This is a genomic window from Hymenobacter lucidus, from assembly GCF_020447265.1.
In the GTDB taxonomy this organism is placed as follows: domain Bacteria; phylum Bacteroidota; class Bacteroidia; order Cytophagales; family Hymenobacteraceae; genus Hymenobacter; species Hymenobacter lucidus.
Map to the genome: position 1 here is coordinate 24,968 of NZ_JAJADR010000008.1, position 19,321 is coordinate 44,288.

A 19,321-nucleotide genomic window follows, 5' to 3' on the forward strand; every position below is an offset into this window, starting at 1 on the left:
GAACGGCTGTAAGTTTTAGGGATGTTTCTGCCAGAATTGCTTCAATGTATAGGTGGCTGCCCTTGTTTTGAAGGGTATTTAGCGCGAAAAAGCCTTGTTAATCGAAAAAACAATGAAAATTGAATGGGGATGTTTGCAAATGCTGGCTGTAGGCTCTTACATTTGCCTCAGTCAATCCCCATCGTTGGTTCCTGTTTTCCTTACATGGCAATTCTTCGCTTTAAAGCTCTTGAGCTAGTTGATCAGCGCAAACCGCTGACCGTAGTTACTTCCGACGAACGGCGTTCCGATAGTTTCGGCAAGAACGTGTTCAACCTGGACGCCATGCGCGCTACCATGCCGGGCGAATACTTCAAGAAGCTGCAAGCCGCTATCAAGCAAGGCTCGCCGGTAGAACGCTCGGTGGCCGACGCCGTGGCTTCGGCCATGAAAACCTGGGCTATGGCCAAGGGCGCCACGCACTACACGCACTGGTTCCAGCCCCTGACCGGCTCGACGGCCGAGAAGCATGACTCCTTCTTTGATCTGAACTCCGACGGCCGCCCGGTTGAGAACTTTAAAGGTTCGGCGCTGGTGCAGCAGGAGCCCGATGCCTCGTCGTTCCCTAACGGCGGCATCCGCAATACCTTCGAAGCCCGCGGCTACACCGCCTGGGACCCGACTTCCCCCGCTTTCATCATCGAAACGGCCGGCGCCAAAACCCTGTGCATTCCTACGATTTTCGTGGCTTACACCGGCGAAGCCCTCGACTACAAAGCGCCGCTGCTCAAGTCGCTGGCCGCTCTGGAGCAAGCTGCCGTGGATGTGTGCCAATACTTCGATAAAGACGTAAACCGCGTTTCGACTACCCTGGGTATCGAGCAGGAATACTTCATCGTCGACAAGGCCCTGTTCGACGCTCGTCCCGACCTGGTGATGACCGGCCGCACCCTGTTTGGCCACGCGCCGGCCAAGGGCCAGCAGCTGGAAGACCACTACTTCGGCTCGATTCCAAGCCGGGTGCACGCCTTCATGCTGGAGTTTGAGGAAGAGTCGAACCGCCTCGGCATTCCGCTGCGCACCCGCCACAACGAGGTAGCGCCCAACCAGTACGAGTGCGCCCCGACCTTCGAGGACGCCAACCTGGCCGTGGACCACAACCAGCTGCTCATGGACATCATGGACCGCGTGGCCGAAAAGCACAGCCTGAAAGTATTGCTGCACGAGAAGCCTTTCGCGGGCGTCAACGGCTCGGGCAAGCATAACAACTGGGCCATGAGCACCGACACGGGTGTAAACTTGCTGGCTCCCGGCCGTCGGCCCAAGGAGAACCTGCAGTTCCTGGCCTTCTTTATCACGACCATCAAAGCCGTGCATACCTACGGCGACCTGCTGCGCGCCAGCATTGCCTCGGCCTCGAACGACCACCGCCTCGGCGCCAACGAAGCCCCGCCGGCCATCATGTCGGTATTCGTGGGTTCGCAGCTGAACTCGGTGCTTGATGAGTTGGAGCGCACGGCCAAGCTGCCCCTCGACAAAGGCGACAACATCTACCTCAAGCTCGGCATCGACAAGATTCCGGCTATTTTGCTCGACAACACCGACCGTAACCGCACCTCGCCCTTCGCCTTCACCGGCAACAAGTTCGAGTTCCGCGCTGTCGGTTCGTCGGCCAACTGCTCCTCTTCCATGACGGTGCTCAACACCATCGTAGCCGAGCAGCTCATCGAGTTCAAGAAGTCGGTGGATGCGCTCATTGAGCAGGGCAAGAAAAAGGAAGTGGCTATTGTAGAGGTGCTGCGCGAATACGTTATCAGCTCCAAAAACATCCGCTTCGAAGGCAACGGCTACTCGGATGAGTGGAAGGACGAAGCCGAAAAGCGCGGCCTTTCCAACATCCCAACCACGCCCCAGGCCCTCGATGCCCTGGTGCGTGAGGATGCCGCCGAGCTCTTTACCCGCCACAACATCTTCTCGCACGTGGAGTTGCACGCCCGCCACGACATCTTGCTGGAAGATTACATGAAGAAAATCCAGATTGAAAGCCGCGTAATGGGGGATCTGGCCGTGAATCACATTATTCCCACGGCTGTAGCCTACCAGACCAAGCTCATCACCAACGTGCGCGGCCTGCGCGAGTTGGGCCTCGACGACGAGCTGTCGCAGGTGACAGTGGATACGATTAAAGCTATTTCGCGCCACATTTCTATCATCAAAACCCAGGTGGACGAGATGGTAAATGCCCGCAAAGTGGCCAACAAGATTGAGGATACCCGGGAGCGTGCCATTGCGTACTGTGACACGGTTAAAACGCATTTCGACCCCATTCGCCGCTCCGTGGACAAGCTGGAGCTGATGGTGGCCGATGAGGACTGGCCTTTGGTAAAGTACCGCGAACTTTTGTTCCGGCACTAAGTCCAGAGGTCAGAATCAGGCCGGAGTTGGGTGGGAATTTTCTCCGGCACTGATTTCACTAAAAGCCGTTCCGGGTGGGGCGGCTTTTTTTGTGTTTATGGCTATATCCTCGAAGTTGTATCTTCAACCCTTTATTCGCTCTTCGCCCCAACTACCTATGCTCCAACGTCTACTTCTTGTGTTCCTGCTGGTGGCCAGCAGCTTGCCCGGCTGGGCCCAGTTTCAGCAGTGCCGAGACCTTGTCTTTACAACCCAGCAGCAAGTCGACGACTTTGCGGCCATTGGCTGTTCGGGCATCGATGGTAACCTCACTATCTACGGGAGTAATGGCAATGGAACCGGCGGTATTACGAACCTGGCTCCCTTGTCCACTATTACGTTTGTAACGGGAAACCTAGGTCTGATCTTAGACCGGATGCCTAACACCCAGGGGCTTGGTAATATCAAAAGCATTGGAGGTACCCTTACTATTACCGGTGCGCTAGTCTTGGCCGGTATAGACCAAAATACCTTTAGTAGCTTAGAATCAATCGGCAGTGGCCTAGTTATAAGCGACAACACTTCGCTGACCAACATTTCGGGATTTCCGAAGCTAAGAAGCTGCAACTATATTGAAATAGTGCGAAACAGTGGGTTAGGGGCTATAACTGGGTTAAATGCGGTAAATTCCCTTGTCTCTCTTAGTATCAATAAATGCGGCTCTTTGCGGTCTGTCTCAGGATTCAATGGGCTGGTTACAGGCGCTCAACTGTTCATTGTCTACAATAAGTCACTGGCACAAATTACTGGGTTTACAGCTTTAACAGCAGCAAATGGATTAATTATCAATAATAATGGGGCATTAACTGAACTGTCCGGCTTTAACGCGCTGAACTCTCTGAAGGAGCAGCTACAGATTCATTCTGATTCCTCCCTTACCTCTATCTCCGGCTTCAATGACACATTGGTAGTAAATGGTGCCGTCACGATTGATCGTAACCCAGTGCTACGTTCTATAACCGGTTTCACGGGCTTGAAAGCCGTGAGTCTGGGTATATCAAACAATAAATCCTTACCCGATGTGAAGGGGTTTACCAGCAGTAGGCTTACCAATGTCAGTCTCAGTTTTAATGATAACCTTAAATCGTTGTCCGGCTTTGCGCTGGCCGAGGTTACAGAGTCTATCAATCTCAATTACAACGCGATGCTCGACAGTATCGGCACCTTTAAAGCAGGAGCCGCTCCTGCCTATATTGGCGTGGAAAATAACGCCTCCCTGAAGTCACTTGCTGGAGGCTTTATCTACAGCAACTATTCCACGCTTAGTACGCTGCGCTTGTTCAACAACCCGGTCTTGGCGGCGTGTACTGAATTTTGGGTGTGCCAGTATTTAAGGCGGGCCGGCAGATCCTTTATTTCCGGCAATGCGCCTAGCTGCACGGAGGCCGCCATCTTGGCTAATTGCCAAACGCTAGCAACACAGCAGCCAGTAGCTTTGGCACCAGCCTATCCCAACCCGGTGCGTGACGTGCTGTACCTAAGCAGCAAAACCCACTTTCGTCTGCGTGACCTGATGGGGCGGGTGCTTCTGCAAGGGGAAGCAAGTCAGGTTTCGATGGCGGCCCTGCCAACTGGCGTATATGTGCTGGAAACTGGCCGGGAAACGACAAAAAGCGTCAGGATCATCAAGCAATAACTGCTCCTGGTAGCTATCAGTAGTCTGATAATCAATGTGCAGCTTAGGTTGTTTTTCAGCGTTAAGGCTATAGTGGAAATCAGTATTAGAGGCTTTGCCCCATTGTTGTAGCACTTTGGGCTCTTGTCAAGCAAGGGTGCGCGCAGCTAGCAGGTGTTTGGTTTAGCCCCACGCAAAAGGCCCCGAAAACGCTGTTTTCGGGGCCTTTTGCGTGGGGCTAAACTGGTTTGAATTCAACTTCTGTTCCGATGAAACTGTATAGTAATAAGTTGAGGTAACTGCACAAAAATTGAAATATTTTATTTATTAATATAAATATTTTGAAGTTAAGTTTAATTTTCACTAATATTAATCATGTTAAATATACGCAAAATACATAATAGGCGGGAGTCTGGGTAGGACCCGGCTCCTTTTATGACCGCCCGCACAAGAGATGCAGTAGCTATGCCAGTAGGAAATGACTGTGATACAACGGTTTACTGCCTTGTTCGGCTGGTAGAAGTGCAACCCTTTTGAAATAGTACAAGGCTGTTTTACGTCCTGCTGGCGAAGCATGTCCGATTAGTGGCGCTTTCAGGCCGAAATCAGGCCTGGGCATACCCTGCTTTGGGCCTGCTCAACGGAAGCCAGCCCTTGCTGATGTTCATCATTTTCCGGCGCTGCTGCCGCGGGTGTTTGTTTCCCCGCGCTGCCGGTTGCAACCGCCGAGACCCTGCCCGGACCAAAGCGCCAGCTGTTTCTGGCCCGGCAGCATTTGTCTTCCCCGTGGGAGTGGCAAATCAAGTGGCTTTCACTTCCGTCTGCAAGCCGCACCTGTGCTTTGCTAAGCTACTCAACTGCTTAGCCGTCAGTTCATCACCTGCCTATTTCCCAAACCCATCCTAACACCAAGCAGTAATGATTATGAAACAAATCTGCACGCTTCTCTTCGCCAGTATTTTATGTCTGTGGACTGGGGGTATAGCCCGGGCGCAGGCGCAGAACAACGCGGCGGTACCGGCCAAAGCCAGTCTGGCGCTGGGCTCAGCGGCCACTATTCGGGCCGCTTTCCAGCAGAAAGCCCAGGCACTGGCTGCTAATCCGGCGGCCCGACAGGCTACTCTGACCCAGAGCGTGCCCGGTGGCCCGGCCCTGCTGCTACGCCTGAAATCGAGCAAACAGGAAGGAACTTCGGAGCTGTTCTTTGGCGAAGTGGCAGCTGCCAAAAACAGCAGCTTCTACGTGAAAGTAACCGGCCAGAAGCTGGAAGGCGAAATAATGCTGCGCGACCAGCAGAAGTATTACAGCTTCGCTACCCGCGCCGATGGCACAGTGCATCTGGAGGAAAAGGATATCAACAAAATCATCTGCGTGGGTTACAACGATGCCCCAGGCGAAAAGCCCACCGCGGGCAACACGGCCGCGCGGGCTGCTGCTATTCCGCTGCTGGAGAGCCTGCCCGGGGCCGGAGCCGTGGTTTACCTCGACTTCGACGGGCAAACCGTGACGGGTACGCGCTGGAATACCAACTTCACTGGCGGGGCCCCGATTGTAGCCGCCCCGGCGGTGCTGTCGGAATCCGATATGCTGGCCGTGTGGAAGATAATGCGGGAAGACTTCCGGCCCTTTAACCTGAACGTGACGACCAATGAAGCCGTGTTCAACAGCGCCCCGGTGGCGCGCCGGATGCGGGTTATTTTTACCCCAACCACGTATTTCTACCCCGGCGCGGGTGGGGTGGCGTACCTGAATTCCTTTATTTCCGGCGGCACCAGCTCTGGCGAGACGCCCTGCTGGGTATTCAACTCCGGCATTATCGGGGCCGGGGAGGCTGGCTCACACGAAGTAGGCCACACACTCACCCTCTCGCACGACGGCCGGACGACTCCTTCGGAAGCATATTTCCAAGGCCAGGCCTCGTGGGCCCCGATTATGGGCGTAGGCTACTACCGGCCCGTGGTGCAGTGGAGCAAGGGTGAATATCCTGCGGCCAACAACACTGAGGATGACCTGCTGAAAATAACGACGCTGAACGGCTTCACTTACCGCGCCGACGACCACGGCAACACCAGCGCTACGGCTACGGCCCTGAGCGTGAGCGGTGCCGGCGTTGTAGCCGCCTCCAACCAGGGCATTATCTCAACCCGCACCGACGTGGACGTCTTTTCCTTCACGACCAGCGGCGGTACCGTAACGTTGAACGTAGCCCCCGACCCCGACTATCCCGACCTGGATATTGCCCTGACGCTGCGCAACTCGGCCAACGCCGTAGTGGCCTCGGCCGAGCCTGGTGCGACGCTCAATGCCTCCATCAGTCAGGCGCTGGCCGCTGGCACTTACTCCCTGGAAATTGATGGCGTACAGGGCTCGTTGGGTGCCAACTCCGACTATGCCTCGCTCGGGGTGTACTTCATTTCGGGCACTGTGCCAAGCAATGTGGCCCCAACGGTGAGCATTACGGCCCCGGCTTCGGGTGCGTCGTTCTTTGCCCCAGCCACCATCAACATCACGGCTACGGCCGCCGACGCGAATGGCACGGTATCGAAAGTGGAGTTCTTCAGTGGCGCGGTGAAGCTGGGTGAAGACCTGACGGCACCCTATGCCTACAGCTGGACCGGCGTAACAGCCGGCGCGTATTCGCTCACGGCCAAAGCCACCGACAACGGCGGCGCCACCACGACCTCGGCTGCGGTAGCTATTACGGTGGTCAACAATGTGGCGCCAACGGTGAGTATCACGGCTCCAGCGTCCGGCGCATCGTTCTTCGCGCCGGCCACTATCAATATTGCCGCTACGGCTTCGGATGCAGATGGTACGGTATCGAAGGTGGAGTTCTTCAGTGGCGCTACCAAGCTGGGTGAAGACCTGACGGCACCCTATACCTATAGCTGGGTGGGCGTAACGGCCGGTGCGTATTCACTTACGGCCAAAGCCACCGATAACAGCAGCAACACGACTACCTCGGCCGCGGTGGCCATTACGGTTGTCAACAACGTGGCCCCGACGGTGAGCATTACGGCCCCGGCTTCGGGTGCGTCGTTCTTTGCGCCGGCCACCATCAACATTACGGCGACGGCCGCCGACGCCGATGGCACCGTGGCCAAGGTTGAGTTCTACAGTGGGGCCACGAAAATCGGGGAGGACCTGACAGCGCCGTACGCCTACAGCTGGGCTGGTGTGCCGGTGGGCAGCTATAGCCTCACGGCCAAGGCTACCGACAGCTACGGTGATGCCACTACTTCGGCCGCCGTACTGGTATCGGTGGGCGTCGATACGAACATTGCCCCGAAAGTAGCGCTGACCCGGCCCAGAACGGGAACTACGTTTGGCGTGCCGGCTACTATCACCTTTGAGTCGGTGGCATTCGATGCTGATGGCACGATAGCGAAAGTGGAGTTTTATGCCGGCGGCATCAAAGTAGGGGAAGACCTGACACCTACTTACGGTATTTACAGCTACAGCTGGACCGGCGTGCCGGCTGGCACCTACTCGCTCACGGCCCGGGCCATCGATAACGGCGGCGGCAGCAGCGTTTCCGCTCCGGCCGTGGTAACGGTAGGCTCACCCGAAAGCATTGCGGCCGGTGCAGCAACGGCCAGCCCCGAGTTGCGCGTGTACCCCAACCCGGCCTCGGCCGCGCACCTGAACATCGGGGTATACTCGGCCGTGGAGCAGACACTGAGCTTGTCGCTCTATAATGCTACGTCCCAGCGCGTAGTGACGCAGCACCATGCCCTGAGCGTGGGCGACAACGAGCTGCGCCTGACCATTGCCAACCTGCCCAACGGCCTCTACATCCTCAAAGGCCAGAAAGGCGGCGAGCAATTCACTCAGCGGGTGCTCATTGCCCACTAGTCCCGCCCTGGTAACCACTTGCGCAAACAGCCCCGGAGAATTGTCTCCGGGGCTGTTTTTTGCTTTGGCGGCAAGCTTATGCCAGGGGAGAATCTGGTAGAGTGCCGGGCGGGAGCTGGGCGGGTAGGGCGGTGTCGTCGGGCAGCACTTCGGCCCCGCTGCCGGCGTCGGGCACCAGGGTTTTCCAAGCGGCGCGCTTCAGCTCGTCGAGGCGGCGCAGCGTATCGGTCACGGTGGCGTGGGTTCTTACTTTCTCAAAGAAGCCCGTGGACACGCCCACCTTCACCAGCCGCTCCAGCACGAAGGGCAGAATCCAGCCCACGACGTTGGTAGCCAGCACCCCGCGCAGGCCGATGCGCACCAGCAGGCGGGCCGCCATGCGCTCCAGCAGCAGGGCTTTGGCGGCGGGTAGGGCTTTGTCGGCCAGAAAATCGGCGACGAGCTGCACGTTGCCTTTCTGCACTTCGGCCCGCAGAATATCCTGAATGGAATCCAGGGCTTTGCCGGCCAGCTGCCGAAACAGGCGGCCGGTTTGCCAGGCGGCCAGGCCGGTAGCGCGAGCCGCGTTAAACAAAGGAGGGAGGAAAACAGGCTTTTTCATAAGAGACGACCACAATACTGCAGCTACGCAGCGCCGCGAAGAACGGCTAAATAAACGAAGAATGAGCCCGGCTGGCGCCGCTGCGGTGGCCGCAACCCGGGTGGCAAGGGTGGGCCAGAGCCTTGCACGGACAACGAAATCAGGGCCGGCGTATGCATTGTTGGGCTGGGTTGCGTAGGTTGCTGAAGGCCGGCCGGTGGTGAGCGGGCCAGTCAATTATGCGCGGCAGTTCTTCGCCGAAGCCCAGCCTGCGTATACTGCCCACTGCCCCAGCCTCCTGTGGAGTAGTTATTCTCTGGTTATGCCTTCCCCAACCGACTATCAAGCCCTGTTTGAGGCTTTACCCGATATTCACCTGGCCTTAGCGCCCACGCTTACCATTGTGGCGGCTTCGGCCGGAGCAGCGGCGGTAGCCGGGCAGTCGGTGGAGCAGTTGGTGGGCCAGGAGGTAGCCCGGGTTTTCGACGACTCGCCAAACCCGGACGCCGCTGCTTGGGGAGCCGTGCTGCGGGAGTCGGTGGGCCGGGTGCGGGCTTCGCGAAGCGCCGATGAGGTAACGGCCGCCGGCTGGCAGCATCGTACCTGGCCCGTGCTGGATGCCGACAACGAAGTGCGCTATTTCCTGTACCGGGCCACCCCAGCCCCGGCCGCCGTAGCTGCCCCAGCTTTCGATTCCGAGCTGACGGCCGGCCAGCACCTGCACCAGATTCTGAGCCAGGTGCCGGCCCATATTGCTACCCTGCTCGGCCCCAACCACGTCTACAGCTTTCTGAACGAGAAGGGTAATCAGTTGTTTGGCGGCAAAGTACAGGTCGGGATGCCTGCTGCCCAGGCCGTACCCGAGCTGGTGACCAACGGCTACATCAAGCTCATCGACGAAATCTACCGTACCGGGGAGCCGTTTGTGCTATCGGAAATGCCCATGGAGCAGCCCCCGGCCCCCGATGGCAGCATAGCCACGCTCTATTTCGACGGTGTGCTTCGGCCCCTGACCGATGAGCAGAACCGCACCCAGGGCATTCTGGTGTTTGGCATCGACGTGACGGAGCGGGTGCTGGCCAAGCAGCGCACGGCCGAGCTGATGGCCGAAATCCGGGAGCAGAACGCGCAGTTTCGCAGCATGGTCGAGTCGTTGCCGCTGTTTGTGTACATCACCGATGCCGAGGGCAAGATGCTCTACATCAACCCGCAGCGCTACGAATTCACCGGCCAGCAACCTGACCCTGAATTCCGCAATTGGGCCGAATCCATCCACCCCGACGACCAGGCCCGGCTGCAGGCCGACTTTGCCCGGGGCCGGGAGCAGCGGCAGGCGTGGTCGGGTGAGTACCGGGTGCGCCGCCACGACGGGCGCTACCGCTGGCACCTGCTGCGGGCCGTGCCCATGCTGCGCCCCGACGGCGCAGTATCGCGCTGGTACGGCTCGAGCGTAGATATCGACAACCAGAAGCAGTTTCAGCAGCAGCTCGAGGCTAAGGATGAGTACTTGCGTCAGATTCTGCGCCAAACGCCCGCCAAGATTGCTACCCTGCAAGGCCCCGAACACCGCTACGTCTTTTTCAATGAGCGCTACCACCAGATACTGGATGGCCGGGCCGAGCTGGGCCAGCGCGTGGCCGACTGCCTGCCCGAACTGGTGCAGCAGGAGTTGCTGCCAATTTTCGACCACGTGTACCGCACCCAGGAAACCTACGTGGGCCACGAGCAGTCCCTGTGGCTGACGCCGCTCGGCCACTCTGAGCCCCGGCAATACTTCCTGAATTTGACCTGCCAGGCTCTGCACGGAGCCGATGGTATGGTGCAGGGCCTGCTGATCTTTATGGTGGACGTAACCGAGAAAGTGCTGGCCCGACAGCGCACTGAGGCCCTCACGGACCAGCTGCAGCACAGCGACGAGCGGCTGCGGCGCATGACCGAAGCCCTGCCAGTGATGACCTTCATTAACGACGCTACCGGCCGTACCGAGTATACCAGTCCGCAGTGGCGGCACTACGCCGGCTATCCCGCCGGTACCGACGTAAATGAGGTGTGGAACGAGCTGCTGCACCCCGACGACCGGGCGCGGGCGGCGGCCGAATATGCGGCGGCCCTGGCCGAAAAGCGGGGTTGGAATATTGAAGTGCGCCTGCGTCGCCACGATGGGCAGTACCGCTGGCACCTGAGCCACACGGTGCCCGCCGATACGGTCGAGGGCCTGAAGTGGTACGGCTCCACGGTTGATATTCACGAGCAGAAGCGCCTGAGCCAGGAGTTGGCTGCCAGCACAGCCCATTTCAGTCAGCTACTCGAAGCTCTGCCCCAGCTTACCTGGACCGGCCGGCCCGAAGATGGCCACTTAACCTATACCAACCGCAGCTTTCAGGAGTATACCGGGGCCCCGGCCGAAGCGCTACTGGGTCTGGGCTGGACGAATTTTGTGCACCCTGACGACCAGGCCGTGACGGCGGGCGGCCTGCCCGAAATCATTCGACAGGGTCAGGCGGCGCAAAACGAGCACCGTCTGCGCGGGGCCGATGGCAACTACCGGTGGTTTCTGGCCAACCTGCTGCCGCTACGCAACGCAACCGGCGAACTTACTCAGTGGTTGGGCACCAATACCGACATCGACGACCAGAAGCGGGTGCAGGAGCAGCTGCGCCGCAAAGACCAGCGCCTGAGCCAGATTCTGAGCCAGGCCCCGGCCATTGTGGCCGCCATGGAAGGGCCCGACCACCGCTACGCTTTCTTCAACGAGAGTCATAATGCTTTGATGGATAATCGGGTAGTGCTGGGCCAGCCGCTGGCTGCGCTGCTGCCCGAAATGGCCGACCAGGGCTTTGTGGCGCTGCTCGACCAAGTGTATACCACCGGCGAAACCTTTGTGGGCCACGAGGTGCCCCTGCTGCCGCTGGGCGAGCGGGCCGGGCAGCCGGGCCGGTTTTTGGACCTTACGCTGCAGGCCCTCCGCAACGAGCAGGGCAGTATTTACGGCGTGCTGGCCTTTGCCGTGGATGCCACCGAGCGGGTACAAGCCCGCCAGAATGCCGGGGCCCTGGCGGCCGAAGTCAGCCGCCGCGACGTGCGCCTGCGGCGCATGACCGAGGCGCTGCCCGCCGTGTCGTTTATCTGCACGGCCGATGGGGCAATGGAATATCTGAGTCCGCAGTGGTACTACTATACGGGCCAAACGCTGGAACTCAACACCCGCGACATTTTCACGACCCTGGTACACCCCGACGACCAGCCGGTGCTGCGCCAGGGGCTGCGCGAGGCGTTTGGGGCGGGGCGGGGCTGGGAGTTCGAATACCGTCTGCGCCGCCACGATGGGCAGTACCGCTGGCAGATCAGCCGGGGCGTGCCCGAGTTTGACGCCCAGGGCCAGGCCTTGCGCTGGTACGGCACGATGGTCGATAACCAGGAGCAGCGCGAAACTCAGGAGCAGCTGCGGCGCAGTGAGGAGCAGTTTCGCTTTATGGCCGAAAGTATTCCGCAGGTGGTCTGGACGGCCCGGCCCGACGGACAGCTCGACTACCTCAACCAGCGCTGGACGGAATGGACCGGCCGCTCGGTCGAACATTCGCTCCAGGCCGGCTGGGCCGAGCTGGTGCCGCCGGCCGATGCAGACGAGGTGGTGGACAAGTACATGACGGCCATCCGCTCGGGAGCTGACTACGAGCATGAAAGCCGCCTGCTGACCGGGCAGCCCGGCCGCTACCGGTGGTTTCTGCACCGGGGCCGGCCCCTGCGCGACGCGGCCGGCACCATCCTGAAATGGTTTGGCACCAGCACCGACATCGACGACTTCAAGCAGGTACAGCAGCAGCTCGAAGCCCGCAACGCCCAGCTGGCTCGCACCAACGCCGACCTCGACAGCTTCGTGTACACTGCCTCCCACGACCTGCGGCAGCCCATCAATAACATGGCGGGCATTTTTGAGGAGCTGACCCGCACGGCCTACTTCCGCGACCCGGACGCTATGAAGCTCATCACCATGTTTGAGCGCGCTCTGCAGCAGATCAACCAAACCATTCAGGACCTTTCCGACGTGGTGCAGCTACAGCGCCGGCACGCTCAGGTACCCACTGAGGAAGTGGCGCTGGAGCCACTCACGCACGAAATCCTCCACAGCATGCAGGAGCAGGTAACGATGCTGGGAGCCGAAATTAGCCTCGATTTCCGGGCCGTGCCCGCCGTGCGCTACGTACGGGCCAACCTGCAAAGTATCGTCTATAACCTGCTCAGCAACGCCCTCAAATACGCCGCGCCGGGCCGTACTCCCCGCGTGCAGATCCGGAGCAGCCTGGTAGAGGGCGTGCCCGTGCTGACCGTTGCCGACAACGGTCAGGGCATCGACCTGGAGCGGCACGGTAAGGAGCTGTTTCAGCTGTTCCGCCGCTTCCACGAACACGTCGAAGGCTCGGGCATGGGCCTCTACCTGGTCAACCGCATGGTGCAGCTCAACGGCGGTTGGCTCGAAGTCGACAGTGAGGTAGGAGTGGGCTCCACCTTTCGGGTGTACATCAAACCCTGATTTCTGCCCCGGGCTCCTACGTACGCAGCTTTTTTACTGACCTCTACTCCACGATTCCAGCTATGAACGCCATTGCTATTGCCCGGCCCGGCGGCCCCGAAGTGCTACAGCTCCGGCAGGAAGAACAGCCTGCACCCGCGCCGCATGAAGTCCTGATTCGCGTGCAGGCAGCCGGTGTCAACCGACCCGACGTGCTGTTACGCCAGGGCAAATACGGCGGGGCCGACGACGTAACCGGCTTGGTGCCGGGCCTGGAGCTGGCCGGCACCATTGAGGCCGTTGGATCGGAGGTAGCCCGCTGGCAGCCCGGCGACGCCGTGTGCGCCCTGCTCACGGCCGGCGCCTACGCCGACTACGCCGTGGTGGATGCCCGCCACTGCCTGCCCGTGCCCGCGGGCTACACAATGACCGAAGCCGCGGCCCTGCCCGAAACCGTGTTTACGGTGTGGCACAACGTGTTTCAGCGCGGGCAGCTGCAGCCCGGCGAAACCCTGCTAGTGCACGGCGGCAGCAGCGGCATTGGTACCACGGCTATTCAGCTGGCTGTAGCGTTGGGCGCTACGGTAGTTGCCACGGCCGGCAGTGCCGAAAAGTGCCGCGCCTGCGAAAAATTGGGCGCCACACGCTGCATTAATTATAAAGACGAAGATTTCGAAGCGGCCTTGCGGGAAACTGGTGCCGACGTGATTCTCGACATGATTGGCGGCGACTATATTCCCAAAAACCTGAATCTGCTCAAAGACGACGGCCGCTTGGTGTTCATTAATGCCATGCGCGGCGCCAAAGCCGAGTTCAACGCCCTGGACATCATGCGCCGCCGCCTCACCATCACGGGCAGCACCCTGCGCCCCCGCAGCTCCGATTTCAAAGCCGCCCTGGCCGCCGAGGTCGAAAAGCACGTCTGGCCGCTGCTGGCCGCCGGCCGGTTCAGGCCCGTTATCTACCGCACCTTCCCGCTGGTCGAAGCCGCCGCTGCCCACCAGCTCATGGAAAGCAGCGAGCATATCGGCAAAATTGTATTAGTGTGCTAATATGGAGAATATGCTGATGTGCTAATTCTTAATAAGAGTAACGTGTCCTTGCGAGACGTAGCCGTCCGTTCTCTGAAATGTGCTGAGCCCTCTAAAACGAAAAGCCCTTTCTCGTTGCAACGAGAAAGGGCTTTCTGGTAAAAGAACGGGTCGTACTGCGCAGAGGACGGATTGCTTCGCTTCGCTCGCAAGGATGCGAGAATTAGCACATCAGCACATTACTTATTAGCACATTAAAAAAAACTACGCTTTCTTCCACTTGATGGTGCAGCCAATGGCTTTCGTGGAGCTGGTAGCGGCGGGCTTGCCGGCCAGAATATCGGTCATGGCCTGCTCTACGTATTTGGTTTTCACCAGCTTGGCGTCTTCCGAGTTGTCGTCGATGGCGCCGATGTAGGATACCACGAAATCGGCACCCTGCTTGGTTACCACGTAGAGGTGGGGCGTACGGGTGGCGCCGTAGGTTTTGGCTACTTCCTGGGTGGCATCCTGCAGGTAGGCAAACGGATACTTTTTGCTGGCGGCGCGGGCCTTCATTTCGGCAAATGAGTCGCCGGGCACGGTGGCTTCGTCGTTGGGGTTGATAGCTACTACCGGGTAGCCCTTGGGCGCGTACTTCTGGTGCAGTTCAATGATGCGGCTTTCGTAGGCTTTGGCGTAGGGGCAGGTGTTGCAGGTAAAAACCACGATATATCCCTTGGCGGCCTTGTTATCGGCCAAGGACACCATTTTGCCGTCCACGTTTTTGAGCTTGAAGTCCGCGACTTTGTCGCCGACCTGATAGCCGGCCGGCCCGGTCACGAAGTTGCTGAGCAGCACCAGCGCCGCAAAGGCGGTCAGGAAGGAGAGGAGCTTTTTCATGGAATTGAGGTAAAAAGTGAAACGGTGAATGCCTGGTTTACAGCAGAAATTTATTGATTTCGGCCGTCAGCTCGGCCGGGGTAAATTCGTGTTCAAACGTGGCCCGCTTGTGTTGCCGCCCGTTCCATATCAGGGTAAACGGCAGCGCGCCCGACCACTTCGGGTCCACCTTTTCCAGATAGGAGTTCGGGTCGGTTTCGTTCAGCAGCACTACTTCCGACTTCAGCCCGCGCTTGAGCACGAAGGGCTTCACTTTCTTGTCGAGCTGGGAGGCGTAGTCCATGCTGACGAGCAGCACTTTTACCTTTTTATTGGCGTGCGTGGCGTTCAGCTGCTCAAACAGCGGCAGCTCCTTCACGCAGGGTGCGCACCAGGTAGCCCAGAAATTGACCACGTACGTCGTGTCGTTCTGCCGGCTCAGGCGCTTTTGCAGCTCCCCGAACTTGACGACCGACACCTGTTGGGCGCGGCCGGCAGTGGCGCTCAGCAACAAGGCGGCCAGCAGCACTATACTTCTGAATGGATTCATACGGAATGGCAGGTGTTTTCATAAAGACAGCGGCCGCCCTCGAAAGTTGCGGCCGCCGTGGCAGGGTAGCGTAATGTGGCAGAACGTTCCTAATACACCACTAGCTGCTGAGCTTTGGCATTTTCGTCGCCCGATACCGACACCATGTACACGCCCGCCGCCAGCGTCAGGGGCAGGGTAGTGCGGCGGCCGGCCAGCTGGTACGTGGCCACCACCTGGCCCAGACTATTGCGAATCAGTAGGATACCCGGCTGGCGTGTGCCGGTGGCTTCCACGGTAAGCTGCTGCTGGGCCGGGTTCGGATACAACGCAAAGCTAGCCTGCTCGGCCGGCTGCGTGCTGGCCGTAACGGCGCCTACCGTGAAGGCGCGCGTCACCGTGTTGCCTTGGTAGGTAACGGCGAAGCGCCAGGTGCCGGTGGCGGCATTGGTGGGCAGCCGAATGCTCCAGTACCAGTAGGAGGAGCTGTAGTAGGCCGGCGTCATGCTGTGGGTCCAGGTGGCAAACACGCTATTGTCGGGCGCATACACGGTGTAGCTGCCCACCTGCCCCGCCATCTGGTCGTGGTAATAGGCGGCGAAGTACACCAGGTCGTTGGCCGCAAAAGCCGTTTTCTGGTTGGTGGTATGCGTGCCGGGGCAGTTGGCAAAAACCGGCGGAGCCGAGTGAGTCATCACCGTGTTCAGCGTCGACTCATAATAGGGTTTCTGTTCGCTCCACCACGTTGGGCCGGTGTTGCAGTTGCCCGTGTAGGGGTCTACTACCTGCCCGGCGGCATTGTGCACTTCGAAGTGCAGGTGCGGACCGGTAGAGCTGCCCGAGCTGCCTACTTTGCCCAGAAATTCGCCCTGCGCCACGCTGGCGCCCACCGGCTTGGCCGTTTGCGAGCCGGTTTTCAGATGGCCGTACCAGGCCACCGAGCCGTCGGCCTGCTGCACGTACACCGCGTTCCAGTTGGCATTCGACATGGCGCAGTTACGGTCGAAGTTGCCATCGGCCTTGCTCACGATGATGCCCGGGGCGGCGGCTACCACGTCTACCTGCCCGGCATCCATCATATTGAAGTTGAAGGGCCACAGGTAAATATCAATTCCGCCGTGGTTGTAGCCGGCGCTGGTATCATAGGTGCGGGTGCCGCAGTTCCAGTCCAGGGTCTGGTTGGGGTAGCTCGCATTCCGGTCCACGTAGTTGCTCACGCCGTAGTAGCTGGCGTAGTCGAAGCCGGCAGCCTGGCGCACGGGCCAGGCCAGGGCTACGGCGGCCGGGCGCTGCGCCGGAGTCGGCAGCTTCTTTTCCCGCTCCAGCCGCTGGATACTGGCCGTCACGATGCTGTCGTAGCGCGCGTGCTGGCTTGGCGTCATACAGGCAGTGCGGGGTGGTTCCTGGCCGCCCCCGCCGGCCGGGGCCCGAAACTGGGCCTGTAAGGGCAGGGCCGTTGCCCCAAGCAACAGGGCGGATAAGGCGTAGAGTTTGTGCATAGGTTGTTCGGCGAAGTGGAATACCAAAGAAGGATAAAATACATCATAATTATTTGGTTTAAAAGCACAATTAATACAGCTGCTACTTTGCCGCCCCCGTGGCAGCACCGACCCCGCCACAATGTGGTGACCTGCCAGAGGGAAAAAGCGGGCCGCGCGGTTTACGGGCACCGGGATACTTCCGCTCTGCCAACGAATAAAACCTTGCGTACCTTTGCCGGTAGCAACTTTCCGCGCCCCCGCGTAGTTTCTGCTACGCCCACTTTCTCCGCCGCATGACCTTAGCTTCCGCCTCCAAGATTTACTGCCCCAGCCTCACCGAATACAAGCGCCGCCTCTCGCGGGAAGTGAAAATCGGCGACCTGCCCATGGGCGGCCTCAACCCCATTCGGGTGCAGAGCATGACCACCGTGGACACGATGGACACGCTGGGCTCGGTGGAGCAGACGCTGCGCATGGTGGAGGCCGGCTGCGAGTACGTGCGCATCACGGCCCCCAGCGTGAAAGAGGCCCAGAACCTGCTCGAAATCAAGAAGGAGCTGCGCAAGCGCGGCTGCTCGGTGCCGCTCATTGCCGACATTCACTTCACGCCCAACGCGGCCGAGCTGGCCGCCCGCATCGTGGAGAAAGTGCGCGTAAACCCCGGCAACTACGCCGATAAGAAGAAGTTCGACGTCATCGACTACACCGATGCCAGCTACGCGGCCGAGGTCGACCGGATCCGGGAGCGGTTCCGGCCCCTGGTCCAGATCTGCAAGCAGTACGGCACGGCCATGCGCATCGGCACCAACCACGGCTCGTTGTCCGACCGGATTCTGAGCCGCTACGGCGATACCCCGCTGGGCATGGTGGAGTCGGCGCTGGAGTTTCTGCGCCTCTGCGAGGAAGAGAATTACTACGACGTGGTGCTCAGCATGAAGGCCAGCAACACCCAGGTAATGGTGCAGGCCTACCGCTTGCTGGTGCAGAAGCTCGACGAGGAAGGCCTGCAGCCCTACCCGCTGCATCTGGGCGTAACCGAAGCCGGCGAGGCCGAAGACGGCCGCATCAAGAGCGCCGTGGGCATCGGCACGCTGCTCGAAGACGGCCTCGGCGACACCGTGCGCGTGAGCCTCACCGAAGCCCCTGAAGCCGAAGCCCCAGTAGCCAAAGCCCTCATTGACCGCTACACCAACCGCGCCGCCGAAGCCAAGCCGATTGCACCGGTAACGGAAGTGCCCATCGACCCCTTCCAGTACCACCGCCGCATCACGCGCGAGGTGCTGAACCTGGGCGGGCAGAACGTGCCCCGGGTGCTGGTGGATGTGTCGCGCCTGGCCGCGGTGGAATATGCTGATCTGCGCGCTGTGGGCCATTTGTACTCGGCTTTCCTCGACAAGTTTCAGATGAACGACCTGGGCGCCGACTATATCTACAGCGGCCAGCGCCCGGTGCCCTTTATGCTGCCCAACGGCCTGAAGGAAGTGGTAGACTACAGCGCCTGGCTCGATGCGGGTGCCCGCGCCGACCACTTCCCGGTGCTCACCCAGGCCGAGTACGCCGTGGCCGCCGCTCGCCACCCCGAGCTGAACTTCGTGTTCCACAACCTGGAGTCGCTGACTTCGGCTGCCCTCGACCAGCTCCGCCAGGATGCCACGGCCGTGGTCATTCTCTACACCGACAATGCCCATGCCATGCCCGAAATCCGCCGCGCGTTTTTCGAGCTCATGAACAACGGCATCACCAATCCGGTCATCATCAATCGGCAATACCCGGCCCTCACGCCCGAGCAAACCCAGCTCTACGCTGCCACCGACGTGGGCGGCCTGCTCCTCGACGGCCTCGGCGACGGGGTGGTGCTGAGCACCGAGCTGCTGCCCGAGCGCCCGAAAGGGGAGTGGCTCACCACGCTCGACCAACTCAACCAGCTCAGCTTCGGCATTCTGCAGGCGGCTCGCACCCGCATGTCCAAAACTGAGTACATCAGCTGCCCCAGCTGCGGCCGTACCCTGTTCGATCTGCAGGAAACCACCGCCATGATCCGTAAGCGCACCGACCATTTGAAGGGTGTTAAAATCGGCATTATGGGCTGCATCGTGAACGGTCCCGGCGAAATGGCCGACGCCGACTACGGCTACGTGGGCGTGGGCAAAGGCAAAATTGCCCTCTACCGGGGCCAGGAAGTCATCAAGAAATCGGTGCCCGAAGAGCAGGCCGTGGATCAGCTCATCGAGCTCATGCGCGAGGATGGAAGATGGGTGGAAAAGGAAATGCTGGAAGAGCCGGTGGGGATGTAGACAATCGTATGTAAGAAGTATGTAACGGGATTGGGCTGGTGTTCAATCCCGTTTTTTTAACCGGTAATTTTCTATTGATACTCGACCTGTTTCTTATAGTGTTTTTGCACTGACCGATTAACTTTTTTACGA

The 19,321-nt window shown here is 59.7% G+C and carries 10 protein-coding genes; 6 read left to right on the forward strand and 4 right to left on the reverse strand.

Translation table 11 applies throughout. The features are described 5' to 3' along the window. The first annotated feature begins 204 nt into the window (after positions 1-204). From LGH74_RS21015 to LGH74_RS21025, 3 genes are all read left to right on the forward strand, one after another. Positions 205-2,394 (forward strand): glutamine synthetase III family protein, encoded by a 2,190-nt coding sequence (locus LGH74_RS21015; protein ID WP_226179446.1) that lies wholly within the window; start codon positions 205-207, stop codon positions 2,392-2,394. Between the two features lie 157 nt (positions 2,395-2,551). After that, complete coding sequence (locus LGH74_RS21020; RefSeq protein ID WP_226179448.1) at positions 2,552-4,069, forward strand: T9SS type A sorting domain-containing protein; 1,518 nt, start codon at positions 2,552-2,554, stop codon at positions 4,067-4,069. A 903-nt stretch (positions 4,070-4,972) separates the two neighbouring features. Next, positions 4,973-7,903, forward strand: a complete 2,931-nt coding sequence (locus tag LGH74_RS21025) for a T9SS type A sorting domain-containing protein (RefSeq protein ID WP_226179450.1) — start codon at positions 4,973-4,975, stop codon at positions 7,901-7,903. A 76-nt stretch (positions 7,904-7,979) separates the two neighbouring features. On the opposite strand, the gene LGH74_RS21030 is transcribed toward LGH74_RS21025, so the two are convergent. After that, positions 7,980-8,504, reverse strand: a complete 525-nt coding sequence (locus LGH74_RS21030; RefSeq protein WP_226179452.1) for a hypothetical protein — start codon at positions 8,502-8,504, stop codon at positions 7,980-7,982. Positions 8,505-8,805: 301 nt separating this feature from the next. Between LGH74_RS21030 and LGH74_RS21035 the strand changes: the two genes are divergently transcribed. After that, entirely contained in the window at positions 8,806-13,014 is a 4,209-nt protein-coding gene (locus LGH74_RS21035) for a PAS domain S-box protein (protein WP_226179454.1), read from the forward strand. A 62-nt stretch (positions 13,015-13,076) separates the two neighbouring features. Then, on the forward strand, positions 13,077-14,045 hold the full coding sequence (locus LGH74_RS21040; protein ID WP_226179456.1) for an NAD(P)H-quinone oxidoreductase: 969 nt from the start codon (positions 13,077-13,079) through the stop codon (positions 14,043-14,045). A 243-nt stretch (positions 14,046-14,288) separates the two neighbouring features. Here the strand turns inward: LGH74_RS21040 and LGH74_RS21045 are convergent, their stop codons facing one another. The 3 genes from LGH74_RS21045 to LGH74_RS21055 form a co-directional block, all read right to left on the reverse strand. Continuing rightward, on the reverse strand, positions 14,289-14,906 hold the full coding sequence (locus LGH74_RS21045; RefSeq protein ID WP_226179458.1) for a thioredoxin family protein: 618 nt from the start codon (positions 14,904-14,906) through the stop codon (positions 14,289-14,291). A 37-nt stretch (positions 14,907-14,943) separates the two neighbouring features. Beyond that, the gene (locus LGH74_RS21050) at positions 14,944-15,435 is read right to left on the reverse strand and encodes a TlpA disulfide reductase family protein (RefSeq protein ID WP_226179460.1); all 492 of its coding nucleotides are present in this window, start codon (positions 15,433-15,435) and stop codon (positions 14,944-14,946) included. A gap of 89 nt (positions 15,436-15,524) precedes the next feature. After that, on the reverse strand, positions 15,525-16,913 hold the full coding sequence (locus LGH74_RS21055) for a peptidoglycan DD-metalloendopeptidase family protein (protein ID WP_226179462.1): 1,389 nt from the start codon (positions 16,911-16,913) through the stop codon (positions 15,525-15,527). Positions 16,914-17,188: 275 nt separating this feature from the next. Here LGH74_RS21055 and ispG point away from each other — a divergent pair, with 275 nt between their 5' ends. Next, positions 17,189-19,189: a (E)-4-hydroxy-3-methylbut-2-enyl-diphosphate synthase gene (gene ispG / locus LGH74_RS21060; RefSeq protein ID WP_226179464.1), complete on the forward strand. Its 2,001-nt coding sequence runs from the start codon at positions 17,189-17,191 to the stop codon at positions 19,187-19,189. Positions 19,190-19,321: the final 132 nt, after the last annotated feature.